Annotated in this window: 11 protein-coding genes; 3 read left to right on the forward strand and 8 right to left on the reverse strand. The window is 46.0% G+C overall.

What is annotated here, in order from left to right:
* Window positions 1-20: 20 nt before the first annotated feature.
* The 3 genes from NL644_RS20225 to NL644_RS20235 form a co-directional block, all read right to left on the reverse strand.
* Entirely contained in the window at window positions 21-860 is an 840-nt protein-coding gene (locus NL644_RS20225) for a 3-keto-5-aminohexanoate cleavage protein (RefSeq protein WP_253658736.1), read from the reverse strand.
* Complete coding sequence (locus tag NL644_RS20230; protein ID WP_253658737.1) at window positions 851-2,182, reverse strand: aspartate aminotransferase family protein; 1,332 nt, start codon at window positions 2,180-2,182, stop codon at window positions 851-853. Before NL644_RS20230 ends, NL644_RS20225 begins: the two co-directional genes overlap by 10 nt.
* Before the next feature lie 207 nt (window positions 2,183-2,389).
* Entirely contained in the window at window positions 2,390-3,658 is a 1,269-nt protein-coding gene (locus NL644_RS20235) for an O-acetylhomoserine aminocarboxypropyltransferase/cysteine synthase family protein (protein WP_005391505.1), read from the reverse strand.
* Window positions 3,659-3,947: 289 nt separating this feature from the next.
* On the opposite strand from NL644_RS20235, the gene NL644_RS20240 reads away from it, so the two are divergent.
* Complete coding sequence (locus tag NL644_RS20240) at window positions 3,948-5,693, forward strand: amidohydrolase (RefSeq protein ID WP_253651778.1); 1,746 nt, start codon at window positions 3,948-3,950, stop codon at window positions 5,691-5,693.
* A gap of 63 nt (window positions 5,694-5,756) precedes the next feature.
* Here the strand turns inward: NL644_RS20240 and NL644_RS20245 are convergent, their stop codons facing one another.
* Window positions 5,757-6,674 (reverse strand): LysR substrate-binding domain-containing protein, encoded by a 918-nt coding sequence (locus tag NL644_RS20245; protein WP_085343021.1) that lies wholly within the window; start codon window positions 6,672-6,674, stop codon window positions 5,757-5,759.
* Window positions 6,675-6,780: 106 nt separating this feature from the next.
* Here NL644_RS20245 and NL644_RS20250 point away from each other — a divergent pair, with 106 nt between their 5' ends.
* Together NL644_RS20250 and NL644_RS20255 are read left to right on the forward strand one after the other, a co-directional pair.
* Entirely contained in the window at window positions 6,781-8,037 is a 1,257-nt protein-coding gene (locus tag NL644_RS20250; RefSeq protein WP_124008559.1) for a D-amino acid dehydrogenase, read from the forward strand.
* A 307-nt stretch (window positions 8,038-8,344) separates the two neighbouring features.
* Window positions 8,345-9,892: a sodium:alanine symporter family protein gene (locus NL644_RS20255; RefSeq protein ID WP_012842106.1), complete on the forward strand. Its 1,548-nt coding sequence runs from the start codon at window positions 8,345-8,347 to the stop codon at window positions 9,890-9,892.
* Between the two features lie 99 nt (window positions 9,893-9,991).
* Here the strand turns inward: NL644_RS20255 and NL644_RS20260 are convergent, their stop codons facing one another.
* The 4 genes from NL644_RS20260 to guaA all read right to left on the reverse strand — a co-directional run bounded on the left by NL644_RS20260 (window position 9,992) and on the right by guaA (window position 15,923).
* Window positions 9,992-10,582, reverse strand: coding sequence for a GPR1/FUN34/YaaH family transporter (locus NL644_RS20260; RefSeq protein WP_005391518.1), 591 nt, complete (start codon window positions 10,580-10,582; stop codon window positions 9,992-9,994).
* A gap of 182 nt (window positions 10,583-10,764) precedes the next feature.
* Complete coding sequence (locus NL644_RS20265; RefSeq protein ID WP_253658738.1) at window positions 10,765-12,468, reverse strand: chitinase; 1,704 nt, start codon at window positions 12,466-12,468, stop codon at window positions 10,765-10,767.
* Between the two features lie 212 nt (window positions 12,469-12,680).
* A complete protein-coding gene (locus NL644_RS20270; protein ID WP_253658739.1) occupies window positions 12,681-14,204 on the reverse strand; it encodes a Na+/H+ antiporter NhaC family protein in 1,524 nt (507 codons plus the stop codon).
* Window positions 14,205-14,369: 165 nt separating this feature from the next.
* Window positions 14,370-15,923, reverse strand: a complete 1,554-nt coding sequence (gene guaA / locus NL644_RS20275) for a glutamine-hydrolyzing GMP synthase (RefSeq protein ID WP_005391523.1) — start codon at window positions 15,921-15,923, stop codon at window positions 14,370-14,372.
* Between the last annotated feature and the right edge of the window lie 48 nt (window positions 15,924-15,971).

Raw genomic sequence — 15,971 nt, forward strand, 5'->3', positions numbered from 1 at the left:
TTTCCTTGCTGCGAACAGATTTACTTCAAAACTGAACGCAAACTTTGCGCACTGTGTAAAGGAATCGCGAAGCAATGCGCCACATCGCGTAGAGCTTCCACCTGAGCCGCGTTACTGATTGCTAATTCGCCTGCCACATCGAAGTGGTTATTCTCAAACCCCACTCTCACATCGAATCCAAGTAACATCGCACTCGCTAAACAGTCTTGCTCTCGCGCGCCAAAAGCACAAATGGCACATCGAATTTCTTCCTCGACAAAACGCGCCAAATTCAAACCTCGTAAATCCCATGGTGAAGACTGCTGAGCTTGGTGATAACGCCCTAACACCACTAATGCATGCTGATGCGTTTTAGGTAACACGCCCGCATCACGCAGTTGGAAATAACGTTCAATGTCGGTTGCATCGTAGAGAATAATTTGGCTCACGATGTTGTTTTCAGCCACCCAATGGAAAAAGGCATGCCCTTCTTTCTCACTTGCGCGATCGGAGATTAACTCCCTCAATGCGAAAGAAGCCGCTTCAGGTTTCACAGCTTTGACTAACGCCCTCTGTTGTGGCGGAGAATATAAACCCACCGCTTCTGTGGTGAGCTGAACCATCATGGTTTCTCCCACCGCTTCTTTCACGGCATGGTAAATTTCCATGTTGTCGTCGATGTCTAATGAATGACGTCCCTTGGCGTCCCTAGCATGCAAATGGATCATGGCAGCCCCTGCTGTTTGACAAGCGATAGCCTCTGCAACCAGTTCGTCTGTTGTCATGGGTAAGTTGACGTGATCGTGCTTGGTTTTTCTTGCGCCGTTTGGAGCCACGATAATAGCGATAGGTTCTCGCAAATATTGGTTTGCTACTTCCATGTCTCCGCCACCTCTTTTAACGTCAGTGAGAGTTTACCGACTAGTTCATCAATATGATGAGACTGAATAATGAATGGCGGTGCGAGCAAAATATGGTGCCCATTAACGCCATCAATCGTTCCGCCCATTGGATAGCACATTAAGCCATTTTCCATTGCTCGCTGTTTGATGCGTTTGTCTGCCAATGTGGCTTTACTCAGAGGCGCCTTGCTTTCTTTATCCGCCACCAACTCAATGCCCAAAAACAAACCTTTACCACGAATGTCGCCAATGTATGGTAAATGGGCCAATGCAGAAGTAAGCTCTTTACGCAGCAAAACACTTTGCTGATTCACCGCTGTTAATAAATCATCTTGGAAGATGGTTTCAATGGTTGCCACGGCGGCAGCGCACGCCACAGGGTGCGCCATAAAAGTATGACCGTGTTGGAAAAAACCGCTTCCATCAGCAATAGCTTGATAGACTCGATCATTCGCAACCACCGCGCCAATAGGTTGATAACCCGCACCAAGCCCTTTAGCCATGCAAACCAGATCGGGCTCTGCCTCTTCTTGCTCAAACGCAAAAAAACTGCCACTGCGCCCAACGCCACACATGACTTCATCCAAGATCAATAACACATCGTATTGGTCGCATATTTCGCGAATACGTTTAAAGTAACCTTGAGTCGCAGGTACAGCTCCAGCGGTGGCTCCCACAATAGGCTCGGCGACAAAAGCCATGACATTCTCAGCCCCCAACTCAAGAATTTTTGCCTCAAGTTCATTCGCCGTTCGTAATGAGTAATCCAATTCCGACTCATGAGTCTGCTGATACCGATAAGCATAGCAAGGGGCAATGTGATGGCTCGGATGCAAGATGGGTTTGAACGGTTCACGTCGCCATTCATTACCACCGACCGCCAGAGCTCCCAACGTATTGCCGTGATAACTTTGCTGACGCGCGATGAATTGCTTCTTCTCTGGCTTACCTGATTCCACAAAATGCTGCCGCGCCATTTTTAGTGCCGACTCCACCGCTTCTGACCCGCCACTGACTAAATACACATGGTTGAACTGCTCAGGCATGTACTGACAAATCAATTCCGCTAGTCGCTCACCGCTGTCACTAGTAAAAAATCCAGTATGAGCAAACGGCACTCGCTCGAGCTGTTCCAACATGGCTTTTTTAACGGCTTGATGACTGTGGCCAAGGTTTGATACCGCAGCGCCGCCACAAGCATCGAGATACTGTTTCCCTTGTTTATCGAATAGATAAACACCCTCACCTTTATCGATGATTGGCAGCGTGGCATGGCAATGACGGTGAAATACGTAAGACATTTGAGTCCCTTCCAATGTATAAGATTTGCACACATCATCAGGAACAAACCCAAACGTGACAAGGGAATAAATTTCACCCTCTATGAGCTTTTGGAATACCACAAACCAAAAGAACCAAAGCCTTTGATATTTAAATAATAAAATAAAAACAGGCCAGCTTTTTTAAAGGCTGGCCTATGGGTAACCAAAAGCTAAAAACAGAATCGTTTACGCGTTTAGTGCCTGTTCTAAATCGGCTAGAATATCGTCAATATGCTCAATACCTACAGATAAACGAATCATCTCTGGTGACACACCTGCTTGTTTTTGTTCTGCTTCGCTCAACTGACGATGAGTCGTCGATGCTGGATGGCAAGCCAATGATTTTGCATCGCCAATGTTCACCAAACGCTTAAAGATTTTCAGAGCGTCATAAAAGCGCACACCTGCGTCATAGCCGTCTTTTAAACCAAACGACAAAATCGCAGAAGGCTTACCTTTCATGTATTTTTCGGCGAGATGGAAGTGTTCAGAACTTGGCAATCCGGCATAACTCACCCAACTGACTTTGTCATTCTGTTCCAAGAACTCAGCCACTTTGAGAGTGTTCTCGGTATGGCGCTCCATACGCAGCGGTAACGTTTCTAGCCCTTGCATAAGCATAAATGCATTCATCGGTGATAATGCCGATCCGGTATTACGCAATGGTACGGTACGCGCGCGCCCGATAAATGCCGCCTCACCAAACGCTTCGGTATACACCACGCCGTGGTAAGAAGGTTCTGGTTGGTTGAAAACGGGAAAGCGGTCTTTGTGCTGCGCCCAAGGGAATTTACCGGAATCCACAATCACGCCACCCAATGTGGTGCCATGCCCACCAACGTATTTAGTGAGAGAGTGAACGACGATATCCGCACCGAACTCGATGGGTTTGCACAGCACTGGCGTCGCGACGGTGTTATCCACAATCACAGGTACGCCTTGTGCGTGAGCAAGCTCCGCTACGCGTTCTAAATCAATGATATTACCGGCTGGGTTACCAATGCTCTCGCAGTACACCGCTTTGGTATTTTCATCAATTAACTCAGCCAAACTTTCTGGTTTGTCATCTTTGGCAAACTTCACCTGAATCCCCTGATTTGGCAACATGTGCGCAAACAAGGTGTAAGTACCGCCATAAAGTTGCGGCGTAGAGACGATGTTATCGCCCGCTTGTGCTAACGTCAGAATCGCATAGTTAATCGCTGCACTCCCCGCACTCACGACCAACCCGGCAATGCCACCTTCTAACGCCGCCATGCGCTTTTCCAGAACGTCGTTAGTCGGATTCATGATGCGAGTGTAGATATTCCCCGGTACTTCCAAGTTAAACAGATCAGCGCCGTGCTGCGCGTTATCAAACTCGTACGCGACCGTTTGATAAATCGGTGTCGCGACAGATTTAGTGGTAGGGTCAGTTTCGTAACCAAAATGGATGGATAGCGTTTCGTCTTTCATGTTCTTCCTTGAGCGTCATCGAGATAAATCGTGGACTTATCATGCCGACTTTTTAACCACAGAACCTCGTTATGGGTCACATTGCCCAAGTCCTGAAACGTTTATGAAATGGGAAAAGGTAACATTTTTGATATTCATCGATAGGTATAACTTGCGCTTGATTGAAAGTCTTTAATCTTGTTGATAATCCTCCTTCAATATGAACTAAAGTGAATGTGACCTATTGAGTTCTCAAACTCATTGAGATGGGGGCAATAGGCAAAAACCTTACTCTGTATGGAGATGACCGATGAACAAAAACTGGATCCCTATTGCCCTCTCTGGGCTTGCTTTAACGGGGTGTTTTTCTGAAGAAGCGAAAGAAGTAGAAGCCGTCGCCGAGCCGCTAAAAGTAACCGCCGCAGACAAAATTTATTATGGTGGCGACATCCTAACCATGGCAGGCGATAAGCCAGAGTACGCCGAAGCCGTCGCCACATTAGGCGAGAAAATCATTTATGTCGGCAGCAAAGATGGAGCGATGGAACACAAGTTCGGTAAAACACAGTTGATCGACTTAAAAGGCAGAACTATGTTGCCTGGCTTTGTTGATCCGCACAGTCATGTGTATGGTGTTGGTCTGCAAGCCATGGTCGCAAACGTGCTGCCATCTCCTGATGGCGAAGCCGATACCGTGGCGAGAATCATCGAAACTCTGAAAAATGCCGCGAACAATGATACGCAACGCCTATTCATTGAGAAAACGGGTTGGATTTTAGGTTTTGGTTACGACGACGCCCAACTGGATTACTACCCTACCAAAGCGGATCTCGATAAAGTCAGCACAGATAAGCCTGTATTAATCATCCATACTTCGGGGCATTTGAGTGTCGCGAACAGTAAAGCGTTAGAGCTAGCAGGTATCACATCAGAATCGGAAGATCCAAAAGGTGGCATTATCCGCCGAATGGAAAACAGCCAAGAACCAAATGGTGTTCTAGAAGAAAACGCGCACTTTGCAATGCTGTTCAACCTCAATAAGTTGATTGATTCTGAACTTCAAGATCGCATGTTAGAAGCCTCGCAAGGTATGTACGCGAAATATGGCTATACCACGGCTCAAGAAGGACGAGCAACATCAGAAGGTTATGAAGCGATGAAACGCGCGTCGAAAAACGACAAACTGATGATCGACTTGGTTGCGTACGCCGATATGGTATCGAGCAGTGATTTTATGGACTCGGAATACAACACGCCAGAGTACACCAACCATTTCCGCATCGGTGGCGTAAAGCTGAACTTTGATGGCTCTCCACAAGGTAAAACGGCATGGCTAAGTCAGCCTTACTTCCACCCACCACATGGACAAGATAAAGACTACGCTGGCTACCCAACTTTCGAAGATCAACAAGCTTACGATTACGTAGAAACAGCCTTTAAAAATGAATGGCAAGTGCTGACGCATGCCAATGGTGACGCGGCGATCGAGCAATTTATCAACGCAGTGACCAAAGCAAATGAAAAGCTAGGAAAGCAAGACCGCCGACCTGTACTCATTCACGGCCAAACCATGCGCCAAGACCAAGTGGATCGCTTAGCGGCGCAAGGCATCTTCCCTTCCTTGTTCCCAATGCATACTTTCTATTGGGGTGACTGGCATGTGGACTCGGTACTCGGCCATCCTCGTGCCGATTTCATTTCACCAACCCAAGCGGTGAGAAAGGCGGGGTTAAAATTCAGTACACACCATGACGCACCTGTGGCGCTGCCAAGTTCATTCCGAGTATTGGATGCGACCGTCAATCGCACCACCAGAACCGATAAAGTACTGGGGCCAGATCAGCGCGTTGACACGTACACCGCGCTGCAAGCCATGACCATTTGGCCGGCTTACCAACACTTTGAGGAGTCGTATAAAGGTTCTATCGAGGTGGGTAAGAATGCGGATTTAATCATCCTCGATAACAACCCGATGAAGATTGAACCTAAGGCGCTAAAAGACCTAAACGTGGAAGAAACTATCAGCCGAGGCGAGTCGGTTTATCAACGACAGTAATCCAAAATAAAACACCGCCGTCATCGAGGCGGTGTTTTCTATCTGACTCACCAAGCACTATATCTATTTACTCTCCACCTGCTGTAATAACCAAGTACGAAACTTGTTTGTGGACTGGCTTCGTGTGTTCATGATCAAGTAGTACCCTGCATTGGCTGGAACCGGCTGAAAGGGAGAAACTAAACGCTCTGTCGTCAATTCATCCTCAATCAGTGCCATTCGTGCCATCGCAATCCCAACTCCTGCTTCCGCCGCAGACATCGCCATATCCGTTCTATTGAAAAAGTGTCCAACATCGGTTTTAAAGTCTAATCCCATTGCTGACGCCCAATATAGCCACTCATAGTCACGCGTCGCTTTTTCCCATGGCATCGCATCGTGTAGTAGCGTCGCCTCCTGCCATTTCTTCACTGACATTGAGGATTCTTGTTCATCAAAAGGCACTTTTAGCCAACCATGATCCTCAAGGTACTTCGGACTCATTACGGGCAGCAGTTGCTCATCCAAAATCAACTCCGCGTTAGCATTTCGGTAAGGATGAAGACCATAGTCTATCGCGACGTCATAATCTTTTATCTCACTATTCACTAACGCCCCTTCCGCGAAGATTTGCACTTGGATATCCGGGTTCTCGTGATGAAAACTTTCCAGCTTTGGGACTAACCATTTAAAAGCAAAAGAAGGCGTTAATTTTAAGCGAATCTCATTGGTGTGCTTTTCTACTTTGAGCTCATCAAGCAGTTTGCTCAGCTCAGAAAAGTGAAACTGCGTCGCTTGGTGTAACTGAGTGCCTTTAGCGGTTAAACGAATACCGCGGGAATGGCGTTCAAATAAAGTAAAACCTAATAACGCTTCCAAATGAATAATTTGTTGGCTCACGGCTCCCGTAGTGAGGTGCAAAAACTTAGCCGCGCCAGTAAAGCTGCTGTGCTCCGCGACTTGGCTAAACAGACACAAGCCACTTATTAAATTACTTCTCATCCTTGAGCCTATAGTTTTTCTAAACGCTGTATGTAATTTATATCGATTGTTAACAAAAGGTAAAGAAAAGAAACTAACCACTCAGATAAATGTGTGGAGTACATCAATGGAAGTCATCGTATTAGGCAGCGGCGTCATCGGCTTAACCTCTGCTTGGTATTTATCTCAAGCAGGCTATCAAGTTACTGTTATTGACCGTCAACCAAGCAGTGCAATGGAAACAAGTTTCGCCAATGCTGGGCAGATCTCGTACGGCTATTCTTCGCCTTGGGCTGCGCCTGGTGTTCCTGTTAAAGCCATAAAGTGGTTAATGGAAGAGCATGCTCCACTCAAAATCAAACCAACCCTCAATGCCGATATGATCAGTTGGGCAAGTAAGATGGTGGCCAACTGCACCCTGTCTCGCTACCAAGTCAACAAAGCTCGCATGCTTTCGATAGCTAACCACAGCCGCATGTGTCTGGAACAATTACGTCAAGAACATGCCATTGAATATCAAGGTCGCCAGTTCGGCACCTTGCAAGTATTTCGAACGCCTCAACAGCTGCAAGCCATTGAAAAGGATATGCAGCTTCTAGAGCAAAGCGGGACTCGGTTTGAGTTGATGGACGTAGAACGCTGCATTGAACAAGAACCTGGACTGGATCTGGTTAAAGATAAACTGGTTGGTGGCTTGCACCTGCCAGATGACGAAACAGGCGATTGCTATCAGTTTTGCCAACAACTAACAGAACTCGCTAAGGCCCATGGCGTGAGGTTCGAGTTCGACACCGAAGTAAGCAATTGGGTTACAGTAGGCAAAAAGATCATGGGTGTCCAAACGAATCGAGGACAGTTTAAAGCGGACCAATATGTGGTTGCCTCTGGCAGCTATTCTACAGCGCTACTCAAGCAAATCGACATTGAGATTCCTGTCTATCCAGTAAAAGGCTATTCGCTCACCATCCCAATGGAAGATGAGCACTTCTCTCCTCGCTCTACTGTGATGGATGAAACCTATAAAGTCGCCATGACTCGGTTTGATGACAGAATTCGCGTAGCGGGCACCGCAGAATTAGCAGGGTTTGATGCCTCCCTTCCGCAAAAACGAAAAAACACCATCGAAATGGTCATCCGTGATCTTTTCCCTCGCTGCGGCGACTTTAGCCAAGCCGAGTTTTGGAGTGGCTTTAGACCAATGACGCCTGATGGCACACCGATTATTGGCGCAACTAAATACGATAACCTTTTTACTAACACCGGACACGGCACTCTGGGTTGGACTATGGCTTGTGGTTCTGGCCACTTGCTAGCGAGCATTATGGTTGGTGAAAAAGCGAAAGTGATGGATGACACAGAGCTTAACCTTTGCCGTTATGCATAAGGGCATATCTGCATAAAAAACAAACAGGCCTTTACTCCACAAAATGCATAATATTTGGCATTTTCAACTCATCAAATATGCAGCACATTTTAATGACAATGTGCTGCATATTTAATCATCAGACAAATCTTCTACCTCAAAGGAGTAAATAAGTAACAAGAACTAAATTTTAACAATCACTCTCCATTCTGTGTTCACCATCACGCTACAAAGGATTTATAGCCAAAAAAGTTAACATTTGCATTACATAAAGGGTAATGTATTGTGTGAAAAACAACCACAAACACAACTAACAGGGAAAATACTCATGCAGTCATTAGTTGATTTTCTGAATGGAATTATTTGGAGCCCGGTACTGATCTATTTGTGCCTTGGTGCAGGTTTGTTCTATTCAATCATGACGCGTTTTGTACAAATTCGTCACTTCTTTGAGATGTGGCGCTTATTACTTTCAGGGAAGAGTTCAACAAAAGGGATATCATCATTTCAGGCACTTGCCGTTTCACTATCTGGCCGTGTAGGTACAGGTAACATTGCTGGTGTTGCTGCCGCTATCGGTTTCGGTGGCCCAGGCGCCGTATTCTGGATGTGGGTCGTTGCCTTCTTTGGCGCTGCAACCGCATACGCAGAGTCGACACTTGCACAAATCTATAAAGAAGAAGACGAAGGTGAATTCCGTGGTGGTCCTGCTTACTACATTGAAAAAGCAATGGGACAAAAATGGTACGCTTGGATCTTCGCTATCGCAACCATCTTTGCATGTGGTGTTCTACTTCCAGGCGTTCAATCGAACAGCATCGGTAACGCAGTAGAAGCAGCATTTGGCTCAGGTGACATGATTGAAACCGCTATTGGTACCTTCAGTTTTGCTAAAATTTTCACTGGTACGGTTGTCTGTGTCATTCTGGCCTTCATCATCTTCGGTGGCGTAAAACGTATTGCGAACTTTACCCAAATCGTTGTGCCATTTATGGCGCTGGCTTACATCATCACTGCATTTGTCATCATCCTTCTAAACATTGGTGAGGTTCCACGCATTTTCGGCATGATCATTGGTGACGCGTTCACACCAATGGCAGGTGTTGGTGCGGCAATCGGTTGGGGTGTAAAACGTGGCGTTTACTCCAACGAAGCAGGTCAAGGTACTGGTCCTCACGCTGCAGCTGCAGCGAGTGTTGATCACCCAGCTCAGCAAGGTCTTGTTCAATCTTTCTCTATTTACATCGATACACTACTTGTGTGTTCAGCAACCGCGTTTATGATTCTTATCACTGGCGCGTACAACGTAAATGGTGCAGTTGAAGGCACGTTCCTAATTCAAAACCTCCCAGCTGATATTGGTGCTAATGGTCCTGTATTTACGCAAATGGCGATCGAAAGTGCACTACCTGGCGTGGGTAAACCATTCATCGCAATCGCACTTTTCTTCTTTGCGTTTACAACCATTCTGGCTTACTACTACATTGCAGAAACGAACATTGCTTACATTCGTCGTACATTCAAAGTAAATGGGCTGATGTTTATTCTGAAAGTCATCATTATTTCATCCGTGTTCTACGGAACCGTGAAAACCGCCAACTTAGCCTGGGCGATGGGTGATGTAGGTGTAGGTCTAATGGCATGGCTTAACATCGTCGGTATTTTGATCATCTTCTTTATGTCAAAACCTGCTCTCAAAGCATTGAACGATTACGAAGAGCAACAAAAACGTGGTGTGACCGACTTTACATTCAACCCTGTAGCGCTAGGTATTAAAGGCGCAGATTACTGGGAAGATAAGTACAAGCGTAAAACGGGTAAGGCACCAACGGCAGACAACAGTACTACAGAAACTGTTGAACAACCATCAACATAGCCTTAACGCATAAACAAGAAAAAGCAGTGGTCCATTTAAGGGCATAAAAAAGGGGATTAACCATTGGTTAATCCCCTTTTCTGCATTATGTGTAAAGGATTAAGCAGCGACAGCTTCAACTTTACGAGCGATTTTTGCTTTACCTACAGGTAGAACTTCACGACCAAATTCGTTGTTTAGTACTTGCGCCATTGCGAAGTAAATTGCACTTGCGCCACAGAAGATACCTTCGAAGCCAGCGATAGCACCGATCACTTCGCTACCAGTGAAATCACGAGCAGCAAGCAAGAAGAACAAGATAGTTAGAGAACCAAATACCACTTGCTTCGCTGTTGGGTAGCATAGAGAACCAATGAACATGAAACCAGTGAAGATACCCCATAACGCTAGGTACCAACCCATAAAGCTTGCTGGGCTTGCAGGAAGACCCATGTGAGGCATTACGATCAAGCCTACTAGTGTTAGCCAAAATAGACCGTAAGAAGTAAACGCAGTTGTGCCGAACGTGTCGCCGCGTTTAAAGCACATGATGCCAACGATTACTTGGCTAAGGCCACCGTAAAAGATGCCCATCGCTAGAATCATAGAGTCAATTGGGAAAAATCCTGCGTTATGAATATTAAGCAGAATAGTGGTCATACCGAAACCCATTAGACCTAGCGGTGCTGGGTTAGCCAGTTTTGTCGACATGTACAAATACCTTTTTTCAAAAATGTTGATAAAAAATGCGCGCGAATTTTAATGGGCCCCAGAACAAAAGAGAAAAGCTGTTATTGAAAACTTAGATTCCATAAATAAACCACTACATATATAAAAAAAGACCCTGCGAAAAAGCAGAGTCTTTATATATGGTTAGGTTATTTTTCACTCGATTACTGGCAAGAAATCTCGTCCCAGAACCAGTTGCTCTGCGTTGGGCTTTCCCACACTCCAGGGCCGTTTTTTGCGACAAAGCATTTGTTTTGGTACGTCACTTTATCGCCGTTAGCGACTTGCGTTACACCCGGCTCCCACTGAATAAAATTGCCTGTCACTGGTGGTTCTGGCTCGGTTACTGGCGGCTCAGGTTCTGTGACGGGCGGCTCTGGCTCAGTCACCGGTGGTTCAGGTTCTGTTGTAGGCGGCTCAGTAGGTGTGCCTGAAACCAGCTTCCACGGGTCGCCTTTCGTTGGCTCATTACCTTGTGACCACCATTTCGCTTCATAAACAGCACCTTGGTAAGAGACTTGATCACCAGTGTTGTACACTTTGCCTGCATCCCAAGCTGCCACGCCTCCTACAGGCGGATCGACCGGATCAACAGGGTCTAGTTTTTCAACCACACGAACTTCAGGCCACCCCGCATGAGATTGGTAGAAGTTAGTTACGCACTTCTCGTAATCACCCGCAACTAGCGCAGAGTAAGCCGTTTGGAAACCAACCAACTCACATTCAAACGAATGGCCTCCAGGGCGATCTGAGTAGTATTTCCAGTTACCATCCCAGTTGGTGTAAAGCACGTCTGTCGCACCATTTAGGTTCAGACTGCCGTAAGGCGTCTGCTGCCAACAAGTGTTTGTTTCATCAGCTTCAATTGGAATTTGATAATGGGCGGCAAGACCTTCCCAATAACGAATACGGTTAACAGGTTGACCTTTATCCTTGTTTTGCTCACCACACTCAATACCACCATTGATCACGTTGATGGTGGTACCAAAGCCGTAACCAATACCAGCATCAAGCTCACGCTGTGAAGGCACCCAAGTACGGTCAATCACATGTAGCATTGCAGGTTTCGGTGCTTGTGGAGTTAGGAAGAACCAGATAGCCGATGCTAAGTTCAACCATGAATCCGCAACCAAGCCTGGATTTTTTAGCAATACAGATGCATCACCATCAAACATCACTTCAGAGAACGCGCCATAGTTAAAATGGTAAGAAAGCTGTTTAGCACCACGTCCAAAGTAACCTTGTCCTAGTTCACATGGCCAACGCTTGTTTTGCCAGTCATTCTGACCACAACCTGTCGTGTAACCTTCTTGACCTTCTGACCAGCCCATTTCACGCACATGAACCAAAGCTTGCTGCCACTCTTCCAATCCAAGAGGGTTATCCGATACGTTATCAATCGAAATATGACCACCAGTTTCCTGCGCAAAGTGAGCAAAGGCTGTCACGATCGATTTTTTACAAATCGCATCCGAATCTCGACCATCCGTGTACTCACCACAGAATGCAGGGAACTTACCAATTGCACGTAGGAAACGCGTGTAAGTGTATTCAGGTGCAGCCATTTGAGTCAGGAAGTCCCACTCACTTTCAGGGAACACACGCTCTACACGCTTCACGTTTTCTGGATTGGTTGCCGCTCCTGGAACAATCGCCTCCACCACTGAGTTCGGGCGCGTCTCTAATGCTTGTGACCAAATGGCATACATAGGGTCAGAGGTTTTGCTTTGCTCTACGGCTTGAACGTCACCACGAGCAATGACATAACCGTTTGGATTCTGCGGATCGGGCTGGATATTCATACTCGCATTCGCTTGTGCAGCTAGGACACAACTCAATGCAAGAGGAAGATGTTTGAGTGCAAACATGTCTAGTCTCCGGATTTTAACAATACAATATACAAGGAATAACTAGACATATAGTGGATCATATATACAAAACGCCGAGCTAAGTGCGTTGATTCTGCGAGACAAAATGAATAAATAAGTCCTCGCACACATTTTGTCACAAGAAAAATGTTACCTTGACTCAAAAGAAAAGCGGAGACCCAATGAGCCTCCGCTTTATGATATTTCTATCTTTATTGTTCTGCCGAAACCACGTCTAGCTGCGCGGTTGATTTTTGTTTAGACAACACAAAATAAACCACACACTGGGCAACAATGGCGGCAAGCACAATCACTGGCGAGGCGTTGATTCCAGCTAAAAGGAAACACCCTAATGCAATCATTCCATTGAGTAATGCGTAAGGTAACTGAGTTCGGAAGTGCTCATACTGCTCACACCCAGCTCCTGTTGACGACAAAATCGTAGTTTCAGAGATTGGCGAGCAGTGATCGCCAAACAGGCCACCAGATAACACTGCACCAATACAAACTAACAAAGGAGCATCAATCGCGACGGCCGTTGGGATCACCAATGGCATCATGATGGCAAATGTCCCCCAAGATGATCCCGTAGCGAACGAAATAATACCAGCAAGCAAAAAGGCGACTGCTGGCAATAGCCAATACGGGAAACCGGCTTGAGCTTGTTCAGCAATGTATGCAGCTGCACCTAATTCTTTCCCAACCGAGCTAAGTGCCCAAGCCAATACCAAAATCACGGCTACAGACATCATGTTCGACATCCCTTTTAGGTAAACCTGAATGCCATCAGAGAGTTTTCTTACGCCATAAAACGCCATCAGCGCAATCAAAGTAAAAGCTGCGAAGAAATATGCCGAAGAAAGTGCAGCCCTGAACGTTGAGCCTGCTACTTTTTGAAATGGAAAACCGTGTGGTACGAGGATGGTACATAAAACCACCAGCATAACGAGCAAAGGTGCCCATACAAAACTAGATTTTGCATTTTTATGCGTAAACACATTCATGGACTCCTGCACTTTCCCAAAGTCGGAACCCTGCTCTGCTAGTTGTTCAGCCTTCGCCATCGGTCCGAAATCTAATTTGAAGAAAGAGACAATCGGCACAATCGCGATCGCAAGAAAGGCGTAAAACTGATACGGAATCGCACCAATGAAAGCATCCCAGTCACTCATAGTGACATTCAGGGCAGTAAACTCTTTTTGAATCACCCCCATGATGTAAACGCCCCATCCGATAAAAGGAATCAAGATTGCGACCGGAGAGGAAGTCGAATCGATAATAAAAGCTAATTTTTGGCGTGATACTTTTAACTTATCAAATAAAGGGCGAAAAACAGGACCAACAATCAACGGTGTACCAAGGTCTGAGAAGAAAATAACCACACCACCAAACCATGCGGACAGTTGAGCTTGGCATTTACTCGCCACCCATTGAGTAACCTTTTTAGCAAAAGCAACACCACCACCAGACTTTTCCATCAGCGCAACGAAACCACCAATGAACACTAATAACAAAATCACACCAGCGTTGTAGCTATCGGTAAGTTGCGGCAGTAGATAGCTTTTCATCAACGCACTAAACGAGTCTAGTGGTCCTTTTTCGACAAATGTCCCTTCAAGCATAGCGACGCCACTGACCACACCAGCGAATAAACCAACGACGACATTTCTCATCGTCAGAGCGAGGAAAAGAGTAATAAGGATGGGAATGAGAGAGGTAACTTCAGCCTGTTCCATAGCAATACCATTTATAATATTTAAACAATCAAAATGAATATATATTTAATTTTATCGCATGTATATATCTCCTATAAAAAAGTTGAGTCCCCTCTTCACAAATTTGAAGCACAAAAAAACCAGCCCGGAGGCTGGTTCTTATAAACTCAACAGTCTAGAGGAAAATTATTCCCACTCGATAGTCGCTGGTGGCTTACCTGAAATGTCATAAACAACACGAGAAATGCCATCAACTTCGTTGATAATACGGTTAGATACCTTACCTAGGAAGTCGTATGGTAGATGCGCCCAGTGTGCCGTCATAAAGTCGATGGTTTCTACTGCACGCAGTGATACAACCCAGTCGTATTTACGGCCATCGCCCATTACACCTACAGAGCGAACAGGTAGGAATACCGTGAACGCTTGAGATACTTTGTCATAAAGGTCTGCAGCGTGAAGCTCTTCAATGAATATAGCATCAGCACGACGTAGCAAGTCACAGTATTCTTTCTTGATTTCACCAAGAACACGAACACCTAGACCTGGACCTGGGAATGGGTGGCGGTAAAGCATGTTATAAGGCAGGCCTAGCTCTAGACCAATCTTACGTACTTCATCTTTGAACAGCTCACGTAGTGGCTCAACAAGACCCATTTCCATTTCATCTGGTAGACCGCCCACATTGTGGTGTGATTTGATCACGTGCGCTTTACCAGTCTTAGATGCCGCAGACTCGATTACGTCTGGGTAGATGGTACCTTGCGCTAGCCATTTTGCATTTTTTAGCTTTTTCGACTCTTCATCGAATACATCTACGAATACGTGGCCGATTGTCTTACGCTTCTCTTCTGGGTCAGACTTGCCTTTCAGTGCTTCAAGGAAACGATCTTCTGCATCAACTTTGATGATGTTTAGGCCGAACTTATCGCCAAACATATCCATCACTTGTTGGCCTTCGTTTAAACGAAGTAGACCGTTATCGACAAATACACACGTTAGCTTGTCGCCAATTGCGCGGTGCACCAGCATCGCAACAACAGATGAATCCACACCACCAGATAAGCCTAGGATAACTTCGTCGTCACCCACTTGCTCTTTAATGCGAGCAACCGCGTCTTCGATGATAGATTCCGATGTCCATAGACGCTCACAGCCACATACGCCAAGAACAAAGTTCTCAAGCATTTGTAGGCCACCTTTTGTGTGTGTCACTTCTGGGTGGAACTGAACGCCGTAGTATTTCTTCTCTTCGTTCGCCATCGCAGCGTAAGGACAAGTGTCTGTCTCACCAACTTTTACGAAATCGGCTGGGATCTCTACTACTTTGTCGCCGTGGCTCATCCAAACGTCTTGAGTTGCTTCAAGATCTTTAAATAAGGCACATTCACCAGAAACTTTAACCTGAGCGTAGCCAAACTCACGTTCGTTAGAGCCTGCTACTTTGCCACCTAGTTGTTCCGCCATAGTTTGCATGCCGTAACATACACCAAGTAAAGGAACACCAGAATCAAACACATATTGAGGCGCGCGTGGAGAGTTCTCTTCCGTTACGCTTTCTGGACCACCAGATAGGATAATGCCATCTGGGTTGAATTCGCGAATATCCGCTTCTTCTACATCCCAGCTCCATAGTTCACAGTAAACGCCGATTTCACGTACGCGGCGTGCTACTAATTGAGTGTACTGAGAACCGAAGTCCAAGATCAGAATACGTTGGTCATGGATATTTTTAGTCATTTTGAGCAGTCTTTTTAAGGCTAAGTGATTAAAACCGAGGCGAGTGTA

The organism is Vibrio sp. Y10_XG_PY6 (assembly GCF_024181795.1).
GTDB classification, from domain to species: domain Bacteria; phylum Pseudomonadota; class Gammaproteobacteria; order Enterobacterales; family Vibrionaceae; genus Vibrio; species Vibrio diabolicus.

What these genes read in the sequence shown, in the direction of transcription:
- NL644_RS20245 (WP_085343021.1), bottom strand. Translation starts at nt 6,674, where the DNA reads ATGAGAAGTAATTTAATAAGTGGCTTGTGTCTGTTTAGCCAAGTCGCG.
- NL644_RS20270 (WP_253658739.1), bottom strand. Translation starts at nt 14,204, where the DNA reads ATGGAACAGGCTGAAGTTACCTCTCTCATTCCCATCCTTATTACTCTT.
- NL644_RS20250 (WP_124008559.1), top strand. Translation starts at nt 6,781, where the DNA reads ATGGAAGTCATCGTATTAGGCAGCGGCGTCATCGGCTTAACCTCTGCT.
- NL644_RS20225 (WP_253658736.1), bottom strand. Translation starts at nt 860, where the DNA reads ATGGAAGTAGCAAACCAATATTTGCGAGAACCTATCGCTATTATCGTG.
- guaA (WP_005391523.1), bottom strand. Translation starts at nt 15,923, where the DNA reads ATGACTAAAAATATCCATGACCAACGTATTCTGATCTTGGACTTCGGT.
- NL644_RS20260 (WP_005391518.1), bottom strand. Translation starts at nt 10,582, where the DNA reads ATGTCGACAAAACTGGCTAACCCAGCACCGCTAGGTCTAATGGGTTTC.
- NL644_RS20230 (WP_253658737.1), bottom strand. Translation starts at nt 2,182, where the DNA reads ATGTCTTACGTATTTCACCGTCATTGCCATGCCACGCTGCCAATCATC.
- NL644_RS20235 (WP_005391505.1), bottom strand. Translation starts at nt 3,658, where the DNA reads ATGAAAGACGAAACGCTATCCATCCATTTTGGTTACGAAACTGACCCT.
- NL644_RS20255 (WP_012842106.1), top strand. Translation starts at nt 8,345, where the DNA reads ATGCAGTCATTAGTTGATTTTCTGAATGGAATTATTTGGAGCCCGGTA.
- NL644_RS20265 (WP_253658738.1), bottom strand. Translation starts at nt 12,468, where the DNA reads ATGTTTGCACTCAAACATCTTCCTCTTGCATTGAGTTGTGTCCTAGCT.
- NL644_RS20240 (WP_253651778.1), top strand. Translation starts at nt 3,948, where the DNA reads ATGAACAAAAACTGGATCCCTATTGCCCTCTCTGGGCTTGCTTTAACG.